Genomic DNA, 17,727 nt, shown 5'->3' with positions numbered 1-17,727 from the left:
GCCGCTCGCGTATCTTCGGCGCACCCCATGTCGGCTTGTCTTGCTTGAGGCGCACAATCAGCTTCTCGATTTGAAACGGAAGCTGATTGGCGTGGCGATAGGGCCGCCGCGATCGGTCCGTCAGCCCTCCAGGCCGCTGTCGTTGTAGCGCGTGAGGATCTTGTAGCCGGTCTTGCGCGAGATATCGAACTCCCGGCAAAGCACCGCCATCTTCTCGCGTCCAGCAGCCGGGCGACGAACTTCAGCCGCTCTTCCATGACGTTACACTCCTTCCAAGGCACCTTGCTCTCCTTGCAAAGGGCCGAAAGTGTAACCCATCTATCCGGAATGAACTGTCACCCATCTCTCGGGAAGGAAAGTCATGGCCAAGGCAACTGGAAGCCGAATTTTCTTTTAGAGTATGAATCAGCGCCGTCTGCCGAAAAGCGCGTCCACGATCTTCCCTTTTGAAACGACCGTGCAGGGCTGGGGCAGACGGTAGTCGAGCACCGCCCATCCGCGTCAAGTCAGGTAGACCTCCTGCCCGTCGCGGAAGAGGCGTCGCTCGGCTGCCTGTATGGAAAGCGTCCCAACCGAAAATTGCGGCTCCGGAAAATGCCCATGGCGACGTGCCACTGCATGGATACGCGCTGAGAGTTCCCCCAGATCGAACGGCTTGACCAAATAGTCGTCGGCTCCAGCGTTGAAGCCCTCGATGCGATGCGAAATCCGATCGCAGGCTGTCAGAATGATGACCGGTGCCGATTCAAGTTCCTTGATCAGCTCCCGCAGATAGTCGATCCCATTGCCGTCCGGCAGGTGAACGTCGAGCAAAATAAGGTCGTAGCCGACCACAGCTGCATAATCGCGCGCTTCGGACAGGTTCTTGGCCCAGTCGACCGCGTGGCCACCAGCCACCAAATGATCGTGCATAGCACTTCCAAGGTCCTTATCGTCTTCAGTGAGCAGTATTCGCATCATGCTGCCGAGCTCCGGTATGAGGGCAAGGCTCCCATCTTATTGGTCGAAGCTGACAATAGGCTGAACCGGCGGCAGCGAATTATTTGGGGAGCTTTCAGGCTGCTGTCAGCTACAACTTGCAAGAAAGGGGTCGTTAACAAAGCCAAACGAAGAGCCCCTATGAAACCCGTCCTGAACTCGGCACTTTTGCTCAATGTGACCCCCGGCGGCTGCATCAGCAAATTGATTTGGGAAACAGGCGCGCCGGTTCTAATGACCGACGCAGGCCGAGGTCTGGAGCTGGACCAGCGAACGGCGTCTTCGGTTTTTCAGGCAACAGCCACATGGAAGAATATGATTGGCTCGACCATGCGCCGAGCTTTGTCGAACGGATTGGTCGCGGGCGCACTACCACAGATTATGGCAGGTTTACGCCCTGGCCTTGACACCCGGGGTGATCGTCACCGGCGGAGCCGCGGCGTACTGATCGGATATCTAACGTCGCTGAGTCTCTCGTCGGTGCAGTGGATCTCTCGGCTTAGCCATCATGCAAAAAACGACGGTTCCGCGACACCACTTTTCAGGTCCGTGACACAGGCTTTGTGAGCCGATCTGTTGTTCTTACCCCAGGCTAATGGCTGAACAGCTCTGTCGCCGGCTCGATGCGCCAGATGGCGCGATGTTTTGAACCCTTTCACGAGGCGACGGCAGCAGCCGACCGGCTCTCCTATCGCGGCTCCCGCGATCCACACACCCAACAAGGGAATCTACCATGGTAATGAAGGCACCGGTTGCCGACGCTAGGAATGGGTCGGTAGTAGATCGGCTGGTCGGCATCGACCTCGCTCGGGGCCTGGCTGTCTTCGGGATGTATGCCGCCCATCTCGGTCCCGACCCCGGCGAAGGAGGACTAGTCGGGTTTCTGATGGAACTAACCCATGGGCGGCCGTCGGCCCTGTTTGCCGTATTGGCCGGTTTTTCAATCCTCCTGATTACAGGTCGCAAGGCGCCGAAGTCGGGGATAGCCGGTAGACAGGCCATCGCCAGAGTCGCAATTCGTGCCCTTGTTTTGCTCGCGCTTGGCTCAATCCTGGGCTGCCTCGGTACCCAGGTCGAAGTCATCCTAGAATACTACGGAATTTGCTTCTTGTTGGTATTGCCGCTCCATCGGCTCAGCGCATATCAGCTGGGCTTGATCGCTGCCGCTACGGCATTAGTTCTCCCGCAAGTCCGTTCCTCCCTTCTGTCGGTTGCCCCCAACCTCCTCGACCCGGTCTTCAACCTCATGGTCAACGGCTACTATCCCGCGGTGACCTGGGTTCCTTTCCTCATCGCTGGCATGGCCATCGCGCGCCTTAATCTTAATACGCTAGCAGCGCATTGGCGCCTTGGTCTGGCGGGGGTCGCGCTGGCCGTGTTGGGCCATGGGGGATCCTTGCTCGCGCTGAGTTCCCGCGCTTTGACTGAAACCTCCTTGTGGTGGTCTGACGTTGACGGCGCTTTTGAGCCTTCCAAGTCGTCATTTATAGTCAAGTCGTCATGGATAGCCGCACCTCATAGCGAAACGACGCTTTCGATCGTGGGCAGCACCGGTTGCGCAATGATCATCTTGGCGGCTTGCATGCTCGCTGTGGATGCGCTCCCGCGTCTGCGAAAGCTGGTCTGGCCAATAATCGCAGTCGGCTCGATGTCTTTGACGGCCTATGTGCTGCACATTGCGGGAATAGCCTATCTTATGAAGATAAACATTTTCAAAGACGAGAGCCTGTCCACGCTCTTTGGCTTCGTTGTGGTTATCAGCACTTTTGCGGTGCTTTGGCTGCGCATCTTCCAGCGAGGACCGATGGAAGTGCTGATGGGTAGGGTCGCAGATCTCGCGCGTCACATCCGCTGAGCACCGCCGCGCCCCGGCCTCCCGATCACATTACGGACAAGGTGGGGCTTTGTCCAAAGCTTGTTCGCGGCAGGGGAGGGTACTTCCTCCCAGCCTGCCGCCTTGTTGATGGAAGCTAAAACGGTCGCGCAGGCGCTAGAGTTGCATCGGCATAATCAGCTTAAACTCGCGAAGTTAAACCCGCGGTTGGTCTATCTCGGCCCGCCTCACCTGAAAGGCTAAGGTATCCGTTTCGGTCAAGGGTTTTAGGGGCCATTTTCGCTGCGCCTTGAGGAGAGCGTTTGCTAGGATGAGGAGCTTTCGCAACAAGATGATGACCTTTGCGGGTTTGCCTGCCGCCTTTAGCGCCTGGTATTTTGCCTTGAGGTCGGGGTTGAAGCGCAGGGCGAAGGGCCGGGCATGTAGAGGGCCTGGCGAACATTGGCCCGGCCGCCCCGGATGAAGGCGCGGCCGCTCCATTTTGCCGAGGCCGGCGAGGCTTGCGGCCTTTGGTTCCGAGTTCCGGCATGTCGATGGTGAGTGTGCAGGCGGTGGCATCCGATGCGCCATATGCTGGTCAGGATTTCGCGGCGCTGGACAGCGTCGGGATCGGCTTTCATGAGGGTAAGCATCGTCTGATCGATATCGCTGAGTTCACGTGGATCTGCTTCCAGCCACTCGTTGTTGTGGCGCCTGAGCAAGGCAAGCGGTCAAGGTCTGGCTCTGGTGCTGGCTGCGGTGCGATCCCCGCACGGGCCAGGTGCCGATCGTGTCGACGATCCACCTCGCCGCGACCAGAGAGCTGCTACTCTCTTCCGCTGTTCATTCTGGCCTCTTCGCAATGAATGTCATAAAATCACCTGTCGCAATTAATGGTTTTTGATTTGGCTCCTACAGCTGGCAGATATCGCCGAGAGTTCCGCAGAGAGCGTCGAAAGTTTTGGCCGCCTTCTTCCGCAGCCGCGCCTTGAGTTTTGAGCAGACCTGTCTTGATCGGGTTGAGATCGGGCGAGCATGGCGGCAGGATCAGGAGCCAGTGCCCCTTTGGCCAACCAGTGGGCGGCGCGTACCTTGCCGACAATCTGGGGTTCCGAACCCGACAGTTGGTTTTCAACCCGACAGTGGCCCGCCTCAGAGCAGGCTACCGCCCTTCGGAGCAGGCAGAAGCTAATCGAGGTTCGCGGGTTCCGGTTTGAATGTGCAGGTCGCTGCGCGCCTGATCTTTCGGTCTGGCGGCACATGACAAAAACTCTCATTTTGGCCGACGATACCCGGTCAGGAGCGGGTATCGCAGTCGAGAAGCGACCCGAGCACGTCCACAAGATGTGCCGAGTTTGCAAGGTGTGTCATTGTTTCTGTCAACGTTCGAGCGACAGCGCACGACGAAACGTCTGGCATACGCCTCGTCTGGCACGCGCCTCGCATATGTTGCAGTTGCTGCTGGAGATCAGGCGATCGAGTGGGCCTTGCAATTTTCCGATTTTGATGCGCCTAAAGTCTCGTGTACAAATCAGGCTGGCGTGAATGGCCTGCCTAAGTTGCGACTTATTACAAAGGAATGGATATGGCGACTGGAACGGTGAAGTGGTTCAACAGCACGAAGGGTTTTGGTTTTATTCAGCCTGACAACGGCGGTCAGGATGTCTTTGTCCACATTTCCGCTGTTGAACGAGCGGGCCTGTCGACCCTTAATGAGGGCCAGAAGATCAACTACGAGGTGGAACAGGATCGCCGCACGGGAAAGTCCTCTGCAGGCAGCCTCAGCAAGGCTGGCTAACGGTCCGGGAAAGCCTTGGCAAGGTTCGTCATCGCCGGAACGCATTGACGGCTCGAAACCCGGGCCGGAGCATGCAAGTTAATGCCGCGGCAGGGATTGCTGGAGCCATCATGAATTACTCTGGAAATGAGGCTCTTGGACGGGAAAGGCGGGGCTCATCCCCGCCCTTTGATTCCGCGCAGATTGGGCCAACGGCTGCTGCGCGTCCGAACGACTGTTGATACGGATTTAGGCTGCGACCTTCTTGCGGGTCCGTTTCGCCGGCGCCGTGGCTGGGGCTTCCGGCTCTTTCGGTTTGCGGCCGAGTCCCATGGTCTTGGCCAAGGCGGAGCGCGCAGCGGCGTAATTCGGCGCCACCATGGGATAATCCGACGGCAGACCCCATTTGGCGCGATATTCGTCTGGGGTCAGACCATAGTGCGTCGCCAGATGGCGCTTTAGCGATTTGAATTTCTTGCCGTCTTCAAGGCTAATGATGTAGTCCGGTTCGATCGACTTTTTGATCGGGACAGCAGGTTTTTTTACAGGCACAGGCTCTTCTGCCGGTATGAGTCCAGCCGTGCCGTTTAGAGCCCCGTGCACTTGGGCGATCAGGGCAGGAAGCTCCCCCGCCGGGACGGGGTTGTTGGAGACGTAGGCTGATACAACATCGGCAGTGAGCTCGATGAGGATGTCGGTCTTGTGGGGTTCTTCTGTCATAAACTTCTCCGGGCAGCTTGAAACACAGTTGGGCGAAGTGTCGCTTCATAGTGGCGGTTGCCGCTGAAAGCAAATGGATCGACGGGTGCGCTGCTCCTCCACCATTGAAGTCTCGGCGACGCATCCCGTCATCGTCCATCGCTAAAGGCAGCGTATTGAATTATGGGAGCGGTCGCGCCCGCCCCACCATAGCGATACAGCAAGACAATCAAAAAAGCCGGTCTTTGCTTGGCCCCAAATCTTTTCTCCTTTCGTGAACGCTGAGCTGCCAAGCTGCTACAGTTCACCTCGCGGGGCAACCGTGCACAACACAGGAGTTGCCCGAGCGATACATTCTTCACTTGCCGCTTATCAGCGCTGGTGATTGCACTTTGCAGCCTGCCTCCGGACCCGCAGCGCTCACGCTGTTGGTTTTGCGCCTGCAGGCGTCGGAAGTCGGATCGCCGCAGCTAATTTCCTCAGGCGGACGAATTCAACAAATCGATTGTTTGGATCGAAGGCATCCACACCATCGATGCCTCTAGAATATGATCCAGCTACAATCACCGTGCTGTAATGGCAGGGACGGCCAGCACAAGCGCGACACGATCCGGCGGGTCCATCGCTGCGTTACGTATTCATGGCTACTGCATCGGGCGCTCGGTCGACCGCCTTAAGCCAGGTCGCCGCATTGCGAGACGGTGACCGGCGAGGGAGAGGGCGCTCTGGCAACGAAGCGAGGCGGGTGGCCTTGCGGGTGGCCGCGTGATGTCATCCGGCTCTCCTGCCGATCTCTGCCGGCCAGATCTGGAGCAACTGTTTTGCATAGATATGGCTCTCTTCAGGGGGCCATCTATGATGGGAGCCGAGCGCGTGTTCGAGCCGGGGAACAGGCTGCGCATGCACTGTGCCCACCTATTGCGATCGTGCTAACCTTGGTTGTTCGGACTTGCCGTTAAAGGCAAGCGACAGATTGAAGTTATGCTGCACCATCTGATTGCCTGGCTCGTTTTCGAGAGCTCGCCGATACAGGGCCTGTGCCGCGTCATGCCGCCCCTCAATGTCCAAAATCACGCCCTTCGCATTCAATGCACGTACGTTTCCTGGGGCTGCAACCAAGACGCTGTCGAGCACCTCAACCGCTTCGTGCGGGCGCTTCTGGCCCACCAAGGCATTTGTAAGTCGTATCGCCGCATCAACATTGTCCGGGTGCTGCTTCACCTCATCCCGCAAAGCCCGCTCTTGAACATCCTGACCAACTTCGCGCAAAATGCGTTCGCGCATAGCCGGATCGATTTGATCGGCGCTGAGCAACTCGGGGGAAGATGTCTCCTGCACGGAAAGAGCCGGCTTTTGCCAGCTGGCGCAACCGCCCAAAGGCAGAATGGCGAGTACGGCAAAAAGAAGTGAGTTCCGGCGCAGAAACATAGGCGATGGAGAAACTGTATTACTATTCATGTTATCTCTCAGTTATCGGGGAGGCGCGTGGCGTTCAGTTAGGAAAGGTGGGACTACTCTAACAATCCGCTGTTCGATCCGTGCGGGAGTGTGACGGATCCTGCGGGGCGAATTGTAAAGTCGGAGGCGAGGTCTTGATAAGACAGCACGGCGAGATCAACCCCGTTTCGCGTCAGAAAGCCGCGGACGAAACGTCGGACATCCATCGACGTCAACAGAATAGGGCGGGTTTGACCCGGTTCTGCGTTCGAAAGGACCTGACGTATCTGTGATAGCATCGCTTCGCTTTGCCGATCCTCCAGTGCGAGATAGGGGCCTGCATCCGAATCTCGAACCGCGCCACGCATCACATCCTCGCTCTCGCGCTCGACGACCAGGGCGGACACGATGCCCTCCGTGTTGGCATGGCGGTGGCAGATCTGTCGCTTCAAACCAGAACGGACATATTCCGTCAGCAGGGCAACGTTCTGCTCACGCTCGCTCCATTCGGCCAATGCCTCCAACACGAGACGGGTGTGGCGGATTGGGATACCTTCCTCCAGGAGGCGGCGCAGAACATCGGCAATCCGAGGAATCGGCGTCGTGCGTAGCACCTCTTTCACAAGCTCAGAATATTCCTGCTCCATTCGGCCCAGGAAATGTCGGGTCTCTTGGATGCCCACCAATCGCGGTGCGTAGCGGGTCAACGCTGCATGGACGCGCAAGGCGAGGAGTTCGCCGGGAGCCCTATGCTCCGTGCCGGCGCCCGTAAGGGCCTTTGCAGGGGTATGTTCAACCGGGAGTCTGTCCGTTTTCGGCTCACGTCTAAGGGGGACACCGCTCGAGTCGACGTGCGCTACATCGGCTCGGAGCGCCATCTGGTTTGGATCTAAGGCGTCCTGTTCGACTGGCACGCCCTCGACATCAATTCGGAATTGCGATTCAGGCAGCTGCTCGTCAACCAAGACAGGGATGCGAGGAACGATAATGCCCAGATCGGCTGTGACCAGGAGCGAAACGCGCCCAATATGTTTTTGCAATTCGGCTTGATCGACCGCCTGCATAAGATCTGGCGCTAGAAAAAATGCGATCGGGAATTCCTTCGCAGGCGCGGCTTGCTTAGGCTCCGCTGCAGTTCCACCTTTCGCATCGGCAGTGCCGGCGCCCAGCACATCAGCCTTGACAATGCTTACCGCAGCGAACACTGCGGCCAGCATCAGAAAGACGGGGAGGGGAAACCCAGGAACGAACCCCATTACAACCAGGACGCCGGCCGCCAGTCGCAAGGCTCGAGTGCTGGCCGTGAGCTGACTGACCATTTCTGTACCGAGGTTGATCCTCGCCGTCCCAGTCACACGGGTGACGATGGTCGCCGCAGTAATGGAGAGCAGAAGGGCCGGAATCTGCGATATCAATGCATCGCCTATCGTCAGCAGAGTGTAGTGATGCAGTACCTCGCCGAAGGACATGCCCTTGGAGAGCAGGCCGATCGAAATTCCACCCAGCATGTTGATGCAGATAACCACCAGCCCGGCGATGGAATCGCCCTTCACAAATTTCATCGCGCCGTCCATCGCGCCATAGAGTTGGCTTTCCTTCTCCAATTCGGCGCGCCGCCGGCGGGATTCGTTGGCATCGATGTGGCCGTTGCGTAGCTCTGCGTCGACCGCCATTTGCTTGCCCGGCAGAGCATCCAGCGTGAAACGCGCCGCCACTTCTGCCACCCGTTCGGCACCCTTCGCGAGGACCATGAATTGCACCATGGTGACGACCAGAAATATGACGAAACCCACCACGATATTGCCTGAAATGACGAAATCGCCAAAAGTATGAATAATGCTGCCGGCCTCCCCCTCGGCCAGGATCAGTCGCGTCGTTGCGACCGTGAGCGCGAGACGGAATACAGTGGAAATCAAAATAACGCCGGGCAAAGAGGAAAAATCAAGTGGAGTACTGACATACAGGGCAACCATCATCAGCAGTATGGCCAACCCCATATTGAATCCTATCAGGGCGTCGACCACCACGACCGGGATAGGCATGACCATCATCGCGACAGCCAGAAGCAGCATCAACGCAACCATTAAATCCGGGCTGGCCGGCGCACGCTTGATGAAGTCACGCAGGACGTTGGCCATCGAGACACCTTTGCAATCGGTTGAGACTTACTCTGCTGTTACGCCATGAAACGTGGCTTTCGAACTCCGAAGGCGCCTCAGCCTTGGCCAGCGCGTGACCCTGCATGAGAGCCACAAGCAGGCGCGAAATGGCTGGGCAGCAAATGTTTCCAACGCAGCCAGCTTGTCAGCACCGAGCGCGACAGGATGTTTGGCTGGCCATAGAGTGCTGCTTGATGGGGCCTGCGAGCTTTCAATATTGGAGAGCAGCAATGCGGCCATTCCTGCTCAGCAGCACACGGCTGTCCTCAATACGTTCGACCACCCATCCATCAGCCAAAATGGCGCCGACAAAATACTTCTCGCTGTCGATGACAATATATGGTTGGACCCCATGCCACACAGCTTCGACCGCGATTGCGGATGGCGCCTTCTCCTCTTTGATGAGCACTCCGTTCACCAGTGTTAGAGTACCCTTGGTGCGACGATCGAACGATTGCTGAAGCTTCTGCCAACTGATGACCGATTCAGACGTGACGGTGCCTTCGGCGGTCACAACACCCTTTGCCGACCCAATCTTGACGTCGAGAAGACCCGCTCGATCGACTTCCTCCTGCAGCTCTTGGGCCGCTGCCTCCGTAAGTTCATTGTCAGCGCGGTGACTGATCGTTCTGGACGCGACTTCAGCCCGAAGTGAATTGGGGCTCGATCCACTTGCATTGCCAAGATAGGAGATCGTGCCTGAAAGCGCGCCGATCCCGAGTGAGCTGATTATGACCATGGCGAGCACACCGATCGGTAGGCGCGGTATGCCGGTCGAACCAGGCGGCTCTGCATCCTGCACGGACAAAGCAATGGACATCTCGCCTACGAGCAGGACGACAGGAAGGGGCACAACAACGGACTGGCCTGCGGCGATATTCCGGTTGCCCTCGATACTGAGTCCGGGTGCAAGCGCCTCCAGTTCGATCGACTTGCCAAGAAGAGTTACACGAAGGTGATGCGGTGCCAGTCCCTGCTCGACAAAGACCAAATCGGCATCGAAGCCGCTGCCGATTAAACACTTTTGAAGATCCGTCTTGCCGGTCAGACCGCAATAGTGCCCCGAACGCACTTCGAAACGGAGGGAAACGGCGTCATCCACAGAGCATCTCTCAAACAGGATAGAAGCCGCATGGCAATTGCCATGCGGCTCATTTCGGGACTACGTCGCGTCAATAAGGAGACGCGCTAGGGGGCAGTCTAAAACCCGCTTCCGACATTACGAAACGCGTTCGTCGGCGGCCTTCTTGATGGTCTGGAGATTGGTCGTTAGAGTGCGCAACTGGACACTCCTTTTCGTCGCCTCCAAGCTAACATTGGTTAGTTCCTGCACTTGCGCCTGAAAAGCAGTAGCATCAGCTCCGCTTGTATTGCCGGGAGTGCCACTGTTAGTTTTATCGGTATTGCCGGCGCTACTGGTATTGGTATTGCCTGATTTTTTATTATTATCAACTGCAGCCATGATCATTCCTTTTTCTGTTGGAGTTGTGCCGTCAATAACGGCCTGTATGACCTCACGCCGGATTTCCCGCGTCAGGCATCTTCTGTGTCATCCAAAGCTTCATCGGCCTCAGCCATCGCATCGTTCGCGAATTGGAACGCGAACGATCGCAGGATACTTTGGAAGGCTTCACTTTGTGCTGCAGACTGTGAGTTGTCTTGAAGTTGATCATTTGAAACGGTCCGGTTATCCGCCCGATCGTTCCCGCCAGCTGCCTTGCCATCATTCCCACCAGCTGGCTTGCCATCATTGCCATCAGCCGGCTTGCCATCACCAGAATGCTCGGATTTCGAATCCCCATGGCCCTTTCGGATCAAGGAAGTCCCGAGGTTGCCAACTCCACTCCCAATTGCTGCTATCATCAGGTACTCCGGCATTTGCCATTGGCGGCGACGTGTTAAAGGTTAGCCTCGATCAAGCTAAGGGCGGGAGCTTTCGAGAACCTGACGGCTTTTGACAAAAACCGGCCAGCGCAAAAACGTATGCTCTGCAGGATGTTGCTCTCGCATCGAACAGTCGACCACGATCTCGGCTGTTCGGCCAATCCCGCCGTCCACGCATGCCGCGACCGAATGGCAGCCGCAGCAGCTCGTTTGCATCCTCGATGCTGTGGTGTCGAACAGGAGACACGGTCCACGTGCTGCATGACCGCAATGACCGTATTCTTGCTGGCTCCACGGGCGCACGCAACGAGCAGGAACTCGGTCTTTGCATCACCATTCTCTCGCCTGCACATCACGGCCCGGCGCGGTGAGCTCATTGGCTTCGAGAAGGTCGGCGACCGTACGAACATGGGATGGTCTGCCGGCTTTGGGAGGCCGGTGCGGATCCTCTTCTCACCATATCGAAAGCTTGAAGCGGTCGGATTTTCTTGCCCTGTTCGTGAGAACTCCCATCGTCAGCTAATCGTCAGCCAAGCGGTCTATCTAGGCCGGCCGTGCCTGACCTTCGGATCCAAAGGTCCCGTCTCGACACTTTTTGTAACTATAGATCGAAATGGTCCGCGTGATACGCAACGCACACGCTTCTCTGAAGCAAATGTGTGACTTTGTCGGTGGCGAACGAGAGGAGTGACGCATCAATAAAATCGTCAGGCACGTGTCTAGGAAGGGGAGCTAGCCGAGTTGGTCTGATTTCATTCGCTGTTCCTGGAAATCGGCGGACTGAAGCGCTGATAATCTCAGGACATCGATGGCAACGTTGCGAAAGTCCTGTGAGCTCGGGCCAATCTTGGCCTGCTACTGAGAAGCACTTTGGCGGGAACATTACGCCGTCGCGGGTCTGGCTGACCGTGACGTTAACCGAAAGATGCCGCTGGTCTCGTCAGCCGCCAGCACAATAGCAGCACATTCTCGCCTACTACGGAGACGCAATATGAAGGGCATTGGCCGACCACGGAAATCGCAGGCTGAAACTGGAGCCAGCCGCGCGGGGCGGGCGAGCAGTTCCCTTTCGCAATCAAGTCTTGCTGCGGGAGAAGGTGGACAGTCATTCGATTCCGTTGTGGAGCAGATGCGCTCTGGGGACGCCGATAGGAGGCCCTCCTCCCTTCCAGTTGCGCGCGGTCCAGGCGATGCCCGCGAAAGTCTGCCAGGCGCCTCGATTGGCGAAGATCAAATCCTGAACACACCGCCACGTGGAGCCGCTGCGCCACCACGCGGAACCGTAGCGCCACGTGGCGCAGCCGCAAGGCGGCGCGGTTCTCCCTCCATGTCTGAGGGCGAAGCCATGGCGCCGGTCGGTAGCCAACTATCAACCGCGCAGGTGGAAGGCACCAGCTCATCGTCAAATAAAGATATCAGTCCGACACAGCTCAGAATGAACAGTCTTGTTCAACAACTGACTGATTGCGAGGCTGCGGCCAGGAAAACCGACGTCCCCGAGGAGGCGGTGGAGCTGATCAGTGGGGTCGTCGATGCAGCCTCAGCAATTCTGGAGTACCGCGCTAGCCTGCCTGCGGCTGAGGCGCAGACAATTATGCCAGACGACAAGGTGCGTAGATGTTGCCAGATCGTGTGCGACGCCGCGAATGAAGTAGACAAACTTGGCCTGTCGACGATCACGAAATTGGACAAAAAGACCAAGAAAGCGGCAGGTATGGTCGATAAACTCTACTCCTACTCCCAGGCGGACCGGCAGGAGCTGTTGATTTTAAATGTGGAGAACCACCATACGGCGGCAATTAAGTGGTGGGAAAAAAAGGCATGGCGCTCCGAACGGCAGCGATCCGCCTGCGCTGCCACCGCTAGCCTATCCAGTGGAACGCCCGTGATGCGGGAAGCCGAGCGGTGCGCACTGCGGCTGCGTGCCGGCTCGGTACTGAGTGTCAGGATCTGGCTGGTCCGTGAGCGGATCGGTCTTGCGCGGGCCAAGATTGAACTGCGGGCGAGCAGGTTCGAGCCAGATTTGAAGGAACTCCTCGTCGGTCGAAATGGAGTGGTGCAGCTGATGGCAAGCGCCGCTCAAGAAGCTCTTCGCGCCCTCTCTTTGGCGAAGGGCATAATGGATGATGGCAAAACACTCAACGCTCATGATTGCGCGGTTGTAGAAAAAATCATGGAGCGGCTTTCGGATTTTGGATTGGCGTTGCACGAGGTGCATACCAAGCTAAGCCATACCTACCCAGATGCCGGCCTCCCATTGAAACTGTTCGAACGGATCGTGGACGATGCATGGATCACTGCGCACGATGCCATGCACTTGTTGAACCTGCAGTCTCCGCCGTCAGCCATCATGGCGCCACAGGCCCAGGCGGGCGCTGCGATGCCGGCCAGGGCAGGCGCTGCGATACCGGCTGACACTGCTGGTACGGCTGCAGTGTCAGAAGGCACTACAGCGCGAAGGAAAGGGAAGTCAAAGCATAAGTCGGCAGCTCGCGCCGGGACTTCTGCCGCCGGGCAGCCATCAACACCAGTCGCTGCGAACGCCGGCACAGTGCCAGCAGCCAAGGTTCTCGCGCGCTCGGATCAAGTTGCGAGTACACAGGTGAGAGCGCAAGAGGTGGCTGCGAGTTCGTCGGGGGCAGGCTCGACAATCGGGGGCGCCGCGTTGTCAATGGAGGTATTGACGGAGCGGCTCAAACGATTGGACGAACTTTTGCAGTTCGATCTGGCCGGTCAGCAAAGCGTCGTCTCCCAAGTGCGCCAGATGAAGCCTGAGGAGGCCGGTAAGGTCGTGGACGATGTGGCCCAGTACCTGCGAGCCCAGGCCATTGAGATGCAAACCTGTCTCGCCGGGTTGCAGGGGCGTAATGTACGCCTGCTACTCACCTCCACCCAGCTACCCAAAGTGCACGAACGCACAGACCAGCTCAAAGGGTTGCTGAACATGGTGCTGGGACAGGCCAACGCATTGAATGAAGGAAAAGCCGGCATTACGACTGATTGCATGAAGACCTACGCATTTCCGGCGCAAAAATACCTGGAACATTTGTGCAATGCCGACGAATTGATGCCGCCGGAGGCACCGGTCGCGCTGCGTGGCGAGCCAGGAAAGCTGTTTGAGATGAAGCTGCAGCCCAAGATGCTGGTCAATGGTGCGATGCCGAGCCCGATGTGGGTGCACATCCACACGAGTCGCCCCGTCATGGCCAGAAACTTGGAAGGGCTGGCTGATTCCGAATTCACCGCTTGCCACGTTAAATCCAACGAACAGCGCGGCTACAATCGAGAGCGAGAGGAAGCCGATGCTAGGTCCGGTCGCGAGAAGGTCATAATTCATCGCGGCAAACTCACCCCCGCTTTCTGTAAGTCCTTGTTGACCTCAGGGCTTGGCCGCCAACCACGCCATTCGCGTGCCGAGCTCCCGTCGGCGCAGGCTGCATGACAGGGCACTCAGAATGCGGCCGGCCACGCTGTGAGTCAGCGAGCATTTCTCCTGGCCAAACCGCGAATGCCGCTGCGCGAGTTGCGGTCCGGCGATTGGAGTCGATCGGCTACCGTCAGGGCCGATTTGCGATGTCGCGTTACCGGCTGTTGACGTGGCGGCGTATCTTGCCTCCCATCCAACTTATCGCCGAGATCGCGCCGCCAAGATCGAGGCGGAAGGTCTTCCTGCGAGCGCGGAGCAGGCATAGCCGATCCGATCGGGATCGGCGCATCGCAACGACCCAACGGTGTGGTGGAGAAAATTGGATTCGGGAGAGCTCGGTTCCAAGAGGCGGAGTTCCGGCCCGAATACAATCCGCTCGCAAGCACCCACGATGCGCATCCGCAGTTTATTGTCTGGGAGATGGGCTGGATTGCTCGGCGGCGCTGGCGCTAAGGCGGGGCTGTCGCCGGACAATTAGCATTCACTGCCAACAGCCTTGCAACCGTCACCAGTTGCAAGGCTCGGCGGCGGGTCGACAAATCACATGAAATCGTCGTCGGACCCGCTATCGCTGCTGTCGCTATCCTCGGTTTTGTGGAGATAGAGTGGAGGTTTGCCTGCACGCTGCCACTCACCGGCACTGTTCTTCGTCCATTTGTCGGGATGCTGCGTAGGGTCAAGCACCAGGTCGCCATGATCCACTTCAACAAACCCCATCGTCTGCGCGCGCGCTTGTGCTTCCGGATTAGCCGCACGCCAATTCAGCAACGGTCGGTCGCCGTCTATCCGAAGTTGATGCTCCAGCAGAATATCGCCCGCATTTTCGACGAGCGGATGGGCGACTTGAAGATCCACTATGGAAGTGACCTCAGTTCGACCAGGAAATTGTTCCCGCCAACTTTCCGATTCGAACTCGTTCATGCTGAATCCGCCTTCCATTCTCAGCAGTCCGGCACTCCGGTCTCCCAATTGGTAACTGAAATATCGCGCGTGCTCCGTATCTCGACGGATGCCATATTGCTGAGCAACGTCCGCGGTGCGCCTGGCTCGTGACGATACGAACTCCGAATACTCTTGAGGATTGTCGGCGATGTGCGTGATTTCATCACCATGAAATTGCCTCACCTGTCTCCTGAAGGAAGTCCTGTTGATCTCCACCACAGGAGGTCGGGAATTGAGGGAGTATGCTTGGGGAGCCGCCGATGATGAGGCGCCGCTACCTTCCGATCCGGATAAGTGCATTCGGGCAAATGTGTCCGCGAACCCTTCGCTTCCTGCATCCGATTGCTCGCCGGCATTATGCGCGCGGTAACTATCGGATGAGCCACCAATTCGACCATACATGACGATTCGTACTCCTATGTTTCGCAACCGAGCTCAAGTTAGCACGGCTGTTCAACATAGGGCGCTTAGTTGACGACTAGCTGACGAGGGCATTCCAACGGCTGCACCAATCAAATCCGCACTGCCGGCCTCAAAACCTCGGACTGCGCCACGCACCGGCCAGCAGAGGCTGCAAGGTCATGCCCGGAGGACTTGCCGTAGTTGCTGGGTGGCAGATCCGAGGGGAGTGATTGCCCCAGGCCCGCGGTTGCGCGGTTGGCCTGACAGAGACACTGGGGCACGGATGGCCAGCCGACATTTGCCACTAGCATGGAGCCAGGTCAGTTTTGAACTGGGCAGTCGTGGACTTCCATGACTAGGCCAAGCCTGCGGCAAAGAATGCTTTCGCGACAGGCTGGAAATATTGCATAGGAACCGCGTGGCCGAGTTTTGTAGTGCCTATCAGCTGACGCGCTAAGACATGGTCATGGACGATCGTCAGGCGTAGTGCCCGCGCCTCGCTCAACACATGTGAAACGCGCTCACCTTCGGCACGGCAAACTAAGAACGGCACCCCGGTTTCACCGCGAACGTAACGCAGACCGATCAGGACCGCCCTTCCTGTTAAGACCAGCGTGGCGCGATGCACGCCAAGCGCAGGCTCGTCGGCCGCCTCCTCGCGGATGCGACGCTGTTCACCTTTCAACTCTGGCGCTCCTTGCTGATCCTTCGACTCGCGCGTCACTTCGGTATTGGTCATGCGCATTTCGCGCAGATACAACGCGCGCTGGAGCAGAAGATCGATCAGTCCGCCGACCAGCAGTGCGCCGGCGCCAATTCCCATCAGCAATTTTGTCTCCATAAAGATGAGGCCAACACAGCCCATGCCGCAGATCGGCAGAGGGACCATTGTCTTCCACATCCCGAGAAGGACAATGGAAAAGGTTGCGCTGAGAACCAATACCTTGAACATGGTCTTGCAGACTTCGACCATGGAACGAGCAGACCCCAAGCGCTTCAGCCCTTCAAAGGGGTCAATTTTCTTAAAGCTGAGCTTCATCGGCTCCAGAGAGAAGACAAATCCACCATTGGCTAGCAGGCTGGCCAAAATCACCGCGGCGACAAGGGTTCCAAGCAGCGGGCCAACAGCCGCGACTGTGAGTTGGACGAGCACAACCAATGCCTGCGGCACCGCGGTATCGAAAGGTAGGCTCTGCAACTTGGTGGCTAATAGGAGCGCTTCCCGGCATTTGTCCTCGATCACGCTGCCTCTTAGCCAAAGGTAGCCGAGCCCAGCGCAAGTCCCGACCGCGCGGACGAAATCGGAGCTACGTGGCAGCTGTCCTTTTTTGCGCGCTTCACTTAACTTCTTCGGGCTGGCGGCGTGTGTCTTCTCTTCACTTGTGTCGCTCATGGCAGCAATTTGTCGAACCACTCCAGCACGCCGTTGGCACGTGTGACCTCCAGTTTCATGCTCTCCACCAGATAGGCAGCGTAGGTGACCATGAGAACTGGAAAGACAATGTTCTTGATTGCCGGAGACAGTTGGCTCGCCTTAAATTGCGGGGCAAAGCGACGCAGCAGCATCATCGATATATCAATCAGTATCAGGAAGAACACGACAGGCCCCGAAACCAATAATGCCGTGCGCATTATGCTGTCGAGAAGCCCCAACAACTCCATTGCTCCTGGCCCGCTCAGTGTCGGGTGAAACTGATACACCGGCCAGATCAAGTAGCTGCGGTACAGGACACTGATCAAAGTTTCCAGGCCTCCTGATCCGACGAATATGGCAATCGCAGTGATCCCCAGAAAAACGCCCATCGCGGAAGCCTGACTGTTCGTCGCGGGATCGGCCGAAGCGGTCGGGCTGCTGATGCCGCGTTGGTTGTCGATAAGCTCCCCGGCAGCCTGAAGGCCCCAAAGCGGAATGCCAAGAAAAGTGCCAAGGAGTACACCGACAAAAACTTCCTTGAATCCGAGCAGGGTTAGCTGGATCAGGCGCGTATCAGGATCCAGCGCCGGCAATCCGCCGCTGACGTGTGCCAGGCATGGTAGTGCGAAGCCAACAGCCAAACAGCCCCGGATCAGCCCACTGATCTGCGAGCGTGTGAATACGGGAAAGATCAGCATGATGCCCATCGCGCGGGCTGCCCCAAGACCTGCCGCAACGACGAGTTCGAAAGCCGTCTGGATCAGAATTTGAATATCGGCCGATGGCGCGTCCATG

13 protein-coding genes and 1 pseudogene are annotated in these 17,727 nt (G+C 57.7%); 3 read left to right on the top strand and 11 right to left on the bottom strand.

Annotated elements, in window-relative coordinates; translation table 11 throughout:
- Together EN884_RS00440 and EN884_RS00435 are read right to left on the bottom strand one after the other, a co-directional pair.
- A pseudogene (locus EN884_RS00440) lies at window positions 1–257 on the bottom strand (helix-turn-helix domain-containing protein); the annotation flags it as partial.
- A gap of 244 nt (window positions 258–501) precedes the next feature.
- Entirely contained in the window at window positions 502–960 is a 459-nt protein-coding gene (locus tag EN884_RS00435; protein ID WP_224570033.1) for a response regulator transcription factor, read from the bottom strand.
- A gap of 751 nt (window positions 961–1,711) precedes the next feature.
- On the opposite strand from EN884_RS00435, the gene EN884_RS00430 reads away from it, so the two are divergent.
- Both EN884_RS00430 and EN884_RS00425 read left to right on the top strand, forming a co-directional pair.
- Entirely contained in the window at window positions 1,712–2,833 is a 1,122-nt protein-coding gene (locus EN884_RS00430) for a DUF418 domain-containing protein (RefSeq protein ID WP_063169274.1), read from the top strand.
- Window positions 2,834–4,376: 1,543 nt separating this feature from the next.
- Window positions 4,377–4,589: a cold-shock protein gene (locus EN884_RS00425; RefSeq protein WP_008874821.1), complete on the top strand. Its 213-nt coding sequence runs from the start codon at window positions 4,377–4,379 to the stop codon at window positions 4,587–4,589.
- 228 nt (window positions 4,590–4,817) lie between these two features.
- Here EN884_RS00425 and EN884_RS00420 read toward each other — a convergent pair whose 3' ends face one another.
- The 6 genes from EN884_RS00420 to EN884_RS00395 all read right to left on the bottom strand — a co-directional run bounded on the left by EN884_RS00420 (window position 4,818) and on the right by EN884_RS00395 (window position 10,726).
- Complete coding sequence (locus EN884_RS00420) at window positions 4,818–5,288, bottom strand: MucR family transcriptional regulator (protein WP_024505385.1); 471 nt, start codon at window positions 5,286–5,288, stop codon at window positions 4,818–4,820.
- 894 nt (window positions 5,289–6,182) lie between these two features.
- Complete coding sequence (locus EN884_RS00415; RefSeq protein ID WP_082826568.1) at window positions 6,183–6,725, bottom strand: tetratricopeptide repeat protein; 543 nt, start codon at window positions 6,723–6,725, stop codon at window positions 6,183–6,185.
- Between the two features lie 53 nt (window positions 6,726–6,778).
- Window positions 6,779–8,842 carry a type III secretion system export apparatus subunit SctV gene (sctV, locus tag EN884_RS00410; protein WP_063169272.1) on the bottom strand — a complete coding sequence of 688 codons (2,064 nt, stop codon included), beginning with the start codon at window positions 8,840–8,842 and terminating at the stop codon, window positions 6,779–6,781.
- Window positions 8,843–9,074: 232 nt separating this feature from the next.
- Window positions 9,075–9,965: a hypothetical protein gene (locus EN884_RS00405; protein WP_024505382.1), complete on the bottom strand. Its 891-nt coding sequence runs from the start codon at window positions 9,963–9,965 to the stop codon at window positions 9,075–9,077.
- Between the two features lie 117 nt (window positions 9,966–10,082).
- Complete coding sequence (locus EN884_RS39270) at window positions 10,083–10,325, bottom strand: nodulation protein NopA (RefSeq protein WP_224570034.1); 243 nt, start codon at window positions 10,323–10,325, stop codon at window positions 10,083–10,085.
- A gap of 71 nt (window positions 10,326–10,396) precedes the next feature.
- Window positions 10,397–10,726, bottom strand: coding sequence for a hypothetical protein (locus tag EN884_RS00395; protein WP_081714433.1), 330 nt, complete (start codon window positions 10,724–10,726; stop codon window positions 10,397–10,399).
- Window positions 10,727–12,074: 1,348 nt separating this feature from the next.
- Between EN884_RS00395 and EN884_RS00390 the strand changes: the two genes are divergently transcribed.
- Window positions 12,075–14,189 (top strand): hypothetical protein, encoded by a 2,115-nt coding sequence (locus EN884_RS00390; protein ID WP_224570035.1) that lies wholly within the window; start codon window positions 12,075–12,077, stop codon window positions 14,187–14,189.
- Between the two features lie 525 nt (window positions 14,190–14,714).
- On the opposite strand, the gene EN884_RS00385 is transcribed toward EN884_RS00390, so the two are convergent.
- The 3 genes from EN884_RS00385 to sctT all read right to left on the bottom strand — a co-directional run bounded on the left by EN884_RS00385 (window position 14,715) and on the right by sctT (window position 17,726).
- Window positions 14,715–15,518, bottom strand: a complete 804-nt coding sequence (locus EN884_RS00385; protein ID WP_024505378.1) for a hypothetical protein — start codon at window positions 15,516–15,518, stop codon at window positions 14,715–14,717.
- A gap of 355 nt (window positions 15,519–15,873) precedes the next feature.
- Entirely contained in the window at window positions 15,874–16,911 is a 1,038-nt protein-coding gene (locus EN884_RS00380; protein WP_024505377.1) for an EscU/YscU/HrcU family type III secretion system export apparatus switch protein, read from the bottom strand.
- Window positions 16,908–17,726, bottom strand: a complete 819-nt coding sequence (gene sctT, locus EN884_RS00375; protein WP_063169270.1) for a type III secretion system export apparatus subunit SctT — start codon at window positions 17,724–17,726, stop codon at window positions 16,908–16,910. The genes EN884_RS00380 and sctT overlap by 4 nt, the downstream gene beginning before the upstream one ends.
- Window position 17,727 lies beyond the last annotated feature (1 nt).

The sequence above is a fragment of the Mesorhizobium sp. M7A.F.Ca.AU.001.01.1.1 genome (genome assembly GCF_004022735.1).
Classification (GTDB): Bacteria; Pseudomonadota; Alphaproteobacteria; order Rhizobiales; family Rhizobiaceae; genus Mesorhizobium; species Mesorhizobium ciceri.
This window is presented reverse-complemented; position numbering and strand designations above follow the sequence as displayed.